Source organism: Vibrio sp. 1401 (genome assembly GCF_033340295.1).
The window spans coordinates 1-681 of sequence record NZ_JAWOWF010000393.1; the positions used below are offsets into that span (position 1 = coordinate 1).

The 681-nt window shown below is 48.3% G+C and carries 1 pseudogene; it reads right to left on the reverse strand.

Going from position 1 to position 681, the window contains the following annotated elements:
* A pseudogene (locus tag R7Z77_RS25835) lies at nucleotides 1–681 on the reverse strand (MoxR-like ATPase); the annotation flags it as partial.

A 681-nucleotide genomic window follows, 5' to 3' on the forward strand; every position in this document is an offset into this window, starting at 1 on the left:
TCCGATCTCTTTACCACCTTTGTAGCTCAATGTGCCCGAAGTTGCATCGATGACCAAATCACCCGAAGTCACATTCGCTGTCGTAAAGTTGATGAAAGACTGGCTAAACGACAGCACACCTGCCGCGATATCCGCATCAATGGTTCGCTTCATTGCGTTGACCATTGGCGCATCCAGCAGCAATACAGGATCGTGGAACGCTGGGACAATCGCTGTTCGGAATGGCCCCCAAGCGCTATCGATGCTCTCTGCGACCTTGTTTAGTGTTGCAGGCTCATAGCTATCTAGGTACGTTTTTAGATCGTAACCTTTGGACGTCACCAGTTGGTTTGCGTAGTCGTAAGCCAGCTTGTTTGCTTTTGTTGCCACAAACTTCTCGCCGTCGATAACAAACTCAACCTTGTCACCCGCAATAATACCGTAGCGGTCTTGCTGCTTCGTAAACGTATCAAACTGAGATTGACCACGAGTCTTCACTGTGTAGTCGTAAGACTTCATTTGGCGCACTCCCATTCTCAAGATGACATCGCCAACACGTCCGCGGCCTTCTGCACCAATATCAAGAAATCTTGCAATACCACGAGGCATTGGTGGTAGGGACTCCATTTGCTCAGTGATGTGTAGGTTCACGGTAACACCTTTTAGATTGGTGTATTCCTTACCGTCTTTACCCACCAATTT